3 protein-coding genes and 2 pseudogenes are annotated in these 4,950 nt (G+C 61.2%); 2 read left to right on the top strand and 3 right to left on the bottom strand.

Annotated features, from left to right (window positions below; genetic code table 11):
* Positions 1-832 (bottom strand): cation:dicarboxylate symporter family transporter (locus tag F3H98_RS30665; RefSeq protein WP_149764753.1); only part of this gene is annotated, 832 nt, incomplete at its 3' end.
* Between the two features lie 249 nt (positions 833-1,081).
* Here F3H98_RS30665 and F3H98_RS30660 point away from each other — a divergent pair.
* Both F3H98_RS30660 and F3H98_RS30655 read left to right on the top strand, forming a co-directional pair.
* Positions 1,082-2,953: a sensor histidine kinase gene (locus F3H98_RS30660; RefSeq protein ID WP_149764751.1), complete on the top strand. Its 1,872-nt coding sequence runs from the start codon at positions 1,082-1,084 to the stop codon at positions 2,951-2,953.
* Positions 2,950-4,314 (top strand): sigma-54-dependent transcriptional regulator, encoded by a 1,365-nt coding sequence (locus F3H98_RS30655; protein WP_149764749.1) that lies wholly within the window; start codon positions 2,950-2,952, stop codon positions 4,312-4,314. The genes F3H98_RS30660 and F3H98_RS30655 overlap by 4 nt, the downstream gene beginning before the upstream one ends.
* 50 nt (positions 4,315-4,364) lie before the next feature.
* Here F3H98_RS30655 and F3H98_RS30650 read toward each other — a convergent pair.
* Together F3H98_RS30650 and F3H98_RS30645 are read right to left on the bottom strand one after the other, a co-directional pair.
* A pseudogene (locus F3H98_RS30650) lies at positions 4,365-4,553 on the bottom strand (IS110 family transposase); the annotation flags it as partial.
* 178 nt (positions 4,554-4,731) lie between these two features.
* A pseudogene (locus F3H98_RS30645) lies at positions 4,732-4,950 on the bottom strand (IS110 family transposase); the annotation flags it as partial.

Genomic DNA, 4,950 nt, shown 5'->3' with positions numbered 1-4,950 from the left:
TTCCGAGGACCAGCAGCAGCTCTTCTTTGATGTAGCGGATGAGAGAAAAGATCGAGAAGCCGTTGTAACGACAGACCGCGCCGAGAACCCCGAACACGAAGAGGAAGGCAGTGAGATAGAACGTCGCGACCAGCATCGCGAGGTTGACCACCGAACCGATGCCGTATTTGCCGATCGTGAAGGCCATTGCGCCGAAAGCGCCGATCGGCGCAGCCTTCATCAGGATGCTGACCAGCTTGAAAATGGGCGCGATGAGCGCCTGAAGCAGGGAAAGGACCGGCGTGCCCTTCTCTCCGACCATCGCCAAGGCGATGCCGAACAGAACCGAGAAGAACAATACCTGCAGGATGTCGCCTTCCGCGAAGGCGCCGACAATCGTTGACGGGATGATGTTCATCAGGAAGCCGGTCACGGACTGCTCGTGGGCCTTTGCGGCATAGGTATTCACGGCCTGGATGTCGAGCGAGGCCGGATCGATGTTGAGGCCCGCGCCAGGCTGAACGACATTGGCGACGATGAGGCCGACGATAAGCGCGAGCGTCGAGAAGGTGACGAAATAGACCATCGCCTTGCCGGCAACCCGGCCGACTTTCTGGAGATCGTTCATGCCGGCAATGCCAGTCGCCACGGTCAGAAAAATAACGGGCGCGATGATCATCTTGACGAGCTTGATGAAGGCATCGCCGAGCGGCTTCAGGCTCTCGCCGATTTCCGGATAGAAATGGCCGAGTGCGATGCCAAGTGTGATTGCGGCAAGCACCTGCACGTAAAGCTGGGCATAAAGGGGTTTGCGGGGCGCAAGGTTTGCGCTGTGAGCTTGTGGGTTGAACATGTATCTCTCTCCCTGGCCGGATCGGGCGGGCTCTTCCTCCCTGGGCTTCTCCCGTCGCTGCGCTCCGGTCGAACGCTGCTGCGATGTTGGTCGCAAGAGCCGTGCCAAACCAAAAAACGAGGGAATCGCCCCGGTCTCAGGTGTTTTCGAAGCTTGCGCAGCAAGATTGTGTGGTTTTCCGCACTGATCGCCTTCCCTTCTGGCGGAACCCCGCACTATGGTTCGTCAATGGTCGGTCTGAAGAATGCGATGGCAGAAGACAACATTGGCAAGGGCACCTTCCAGCGCGCCCCATTGGTCTTCCCTGGCAGATCGGCCGTGGGTCGATCTCTCTGGCTTGCGGTTTTGCTTGCACTGCTTGGTGCAGCTCTGGGTTTTGTCGTCTTTGCAACGGGCCGCATCGCCGGCACCAGAGCGGAGTATGCCTTACGCGACCGTGCTCTTGCCGCGCTCCCACTTGCAGCCGACAGTTTGAAAGGGGACGTCGAGAAGCAGAGAGTGATTCCGCTGGTCCTGGCACGCGACGGTGCGGTTCAGGAGATGCTTCGCAGTCCGAGCACTGCCAACGAAGCCGCGCTCGATGACAAGCTTCGCGCCATCGCGCGCGACGCCGCCTCTTCTATGATCTACGTCATCAATCCTGAGGGCATAGCGGTTGCCGCGAGCAACGCCGGCGAGCCGACCAGTTTCCTCGGCAGCGATTACCGCTTTCGTCACTACTTCACCGAGGCGATGGCGAATGGCACGGCTATGCAATATGCGCTCGGCACGGTTAGCGCGCGGCCTGGGCTTTACCTGTCGAGCCGGGTCGATGGGCCGGAGGGGCCGCTCGGTGTCGTCGTGGTGAAGGTGGAGCTCGACCGGGTCGAGTCGAGCTGGCTGGAGAGCGGCTTCGTGGTCTTCACGACCGATGAGCGCGGCGTTGTCCTTGCGACGAGCGTGCCCCAATGGCGTTTTGGCGCTCTCTCACCGCTTTCCGAAGAGGAGACGGAAACCGCCCGCGATCGTCTACAGCTACCGGGCGCGACTTTCGAGCCGGTGCCGCTTTCCCGCCGCGGCGGCAACCTGGTCACCGCAAGTCCTGCGAGGCGATCAGCCGGTTTCGTTGCGGTTTCGCAGGATCTCGGCAAAGCACTTCCGGGCTGGCGCCTGTCGTTGCTCATTCCCGCTGACACCGAGATCTCCTCGGCGGCGATGACAGCCCGCGTGACGACGCTGCTTGCCCTCGTTCTCGTTGGATTCGTCGCTTTCGTCATTGTTCGACGGCGGCGGTCGATGCGGCAGCGGCAAGACGCGCTTGTGTTCATGAATGCGGAACTGGAGCATCGCGTCAAGCTGCGCACGGCGGAGCTCCAGCGCTCGAACGAAGCGCTCGCCGGTGAGATCGCCGAGCGCGAGAACGCTGAGGCAAGAGTGCGCCGCTTGCGCGATGAACTCGCCCAGGCGAACCGCTTGTCAATCCTGGGACAGATCGCGGCCGGGGTCGCCCACGAGATCAACCAGCCGGTGGCCGCGATCCGCACCTATGCCGAAAATGCCGCGCATCTTCTTCGGAGCGGCCGGTCGCAAGACACCGCCGGGAATCTGAGCTCGATCGTCGCCATGACCGGCAGGATCGGGACCATCACCGAAACGCTAAGGTCCTTCTCCCGCCGCGCGAGCGGATCGATGGGACCGATAGCAGCGGAAGACGCGATTGATGGCGCCCTGTCGCTTCTTTCAGGCCGAATTCGAGATTCCGGGGTGACGATCGAACGAAAGCGGATCGACCCATCTCCAATGGTCATGGCAAGCCGCATACGACTGGAGCAGATCCTCGTCAACCTTCTCCAGAACGCGCTTGACGCCCTGAAGGACCAACCGGAGCCTCGGGTCGAGATCGCGCTCGCCGAGAACAGGGAAATGGTCGCGATTTCCGTTCGGGACAACGGCCCCGGCCTTGCCCCCGACATTCGCAGGAGCCTCTTCATGCCGTTCACCACCAACAAGGAAAAGGGCCTCGGTCTTGGCCTGGTCATTTCGGAAGAGATCGCACGTGAGCTCGGCGGCTCGTTGCGGCTTGACGATGCCGGCCACGGGAAAGGGGCTTCCTTCACGGTCGAGCTGAGGCGAGCGGCATGAGTGATGAAAAAGGGCCGGTCATTTTTATTGACGATGATGAGGATCTGCTCCGCGCAGCCGGGCAGATGCTGGAGCTTGCCTCCTTCTCCCCGAGCGTCTTCGGTTCGGCCGAGGCCGCGCTCTCCAGAATCGACGAGAACTTCGATGGCCCGGTTGTGAGCGACATCCGCATGCCCGGGATGAACGGCCTTCAGCTCTTCGAGCGGGTGAAGGCGATCGACCCGGACATTCCGGTTGTCCTGATTACCGGGCATAGCGACGTCGAGCTGGCCGTTGCCGCCATCAAGGACGGCGCGTACGATTTCATCTCGAAGCCATATGCGACCGACCGGCTCTTGGTGACGCTGCATCGCGCTTCGGAAAAACGGCACCTGGTCCTGGAAAACAGACGTCTTAGGGATGCGGCCGTCCGATCCGCGGGCGATATGCCGCTCATCGGGGAGGCACCGACCATGAGGCGGCTGCGCGAAACGCTCCGCCAGATCGCAGATACCGATGTGGACGTCCTCGTGGAGGGCGAGACGGGCACGGGCAAGGAGGTGGTCGCGGATCTGCTTCACCGCTGGAGCAGGCGACGCACGAAGCCCTTCGTTGCCCTGAATTGTGGAGCACTTCCCGAAAGCGTTATCGAAAGCGAACTTTTCGGGCACGAGGCAGGCGCCTTTACAGGCGCGCAGAGGCGCAGAATCGGTCGCATCGAGCATTCGAAGGGCGGGACGCTCTTCCTAGACGAAATCGAGTCGATGCCGCCTGCGCTCCAGGTGAAGCTTCTGAGGGTGCTTGAGACCCGGGAGATCACGCCGCTCGGCACCAACGAAACCCGCAGCATCGACCTTCGTGTCGTGGCGGCTACGAAGGCCGATCTTGGCGATCCGGCCACCCGGGGAGATTTCCGGGAAGACCTCTATTTCCGGCTGAATGTCGTGACGCTCCGCATCCCGACGCTTCGCGAACGGCGCGAAGACATCCCGATCCTCTTTGAGCATTTCCTTGAACGCGCATCCAAACGCTTCGGCAGGCCAGTTCCGGACATGAGCGCTGCCGTGCGCAATCGCTTCATGAGCCACGACTGGCCGGGCAATGTCCGTGAACTCGTGCATTTCGCCGATCGCGTTGCATTGGGACTTGAAGGGGTGGACACGCCCGTTGCACCCGGTCGAAAGGAAGAAGCGGTATCAAACCTTCCCTTGTCCGAAAAGGTCAGCCTTTATGAGGCGACCGTCATCCGCGACGCTTTGCAGGAATGCGGCGGCGACGTGAGGCGGACGATCGAAGTCCTGGGAGTTCCCCGCAAGACCTTCTACGATAAACTGCAACGCCACGGGATAAACTCGGCCGATTATCGAAAGAATCGCGAGTGAAGCCTTCTGACCTCGCATATCACGGAAAGGCTGCGATGATGCGTTGGCGCACGCTTGAGCTCGGCAAACCGCGCCAGCATGCCGCCAACGTCACCGGCCGTCACTATGTGCTTCGACATCTTCGCGCCGCCACCCGGCGACAGCGATGTGATCAGCCATTTCGAATGGCTCAGACCGTCGTCTAATAGCGAGATTTGCAAGCGCCTTTTTAGGTGTGAGAGGCTGTTTGCCGAGAGCATGGTCGTCTACGCGGTCGACATGGGTCGCCGCATTATGGTGCTTCGCGGGACGGGTCCTTCCAATGTATGTCTCGCACGCTCCGAGCAAACTCGTGGTGCAACGGTCTTAACGGAATGGACCAGCCTCGGTCCCGGCAGGGACGCCTCTTCCCGCCATGGGCGTTACAGAGCTAGAGAGTTAGGTGGTGGCTGTCGCCCTGTTGAAGAGCTCACCGGAGCGAAGCATCGCATGCATGATGACGGCGAGTTTGCGGGCGACAGCGACCGCGGAGCGTTTGAAGCCAATCTTCTCGCGTAGTTTTATACCCCATCTACGCAGATCGCTGTCGGCCTGGCTGCGTGTCAGGATCACTACCGCGGCTTCATAGAGAAGGGAACGCACATGGGTGTCTCCGCG

Source organism: Neomesorhizobium albiziae (assembly GCF_900114255.1).
Taxonomy (GTDB): domain Bacteria; phylum Pseudomonadota; class Alphaproteobacteria; order Rhizobiales; family Rhizobiaceae; genus Neomesorhizobium; species Neomesorhizobium albiziae.
This window is presented reverse-complemented; position numbering and strand designations above follow the sequence as displayed.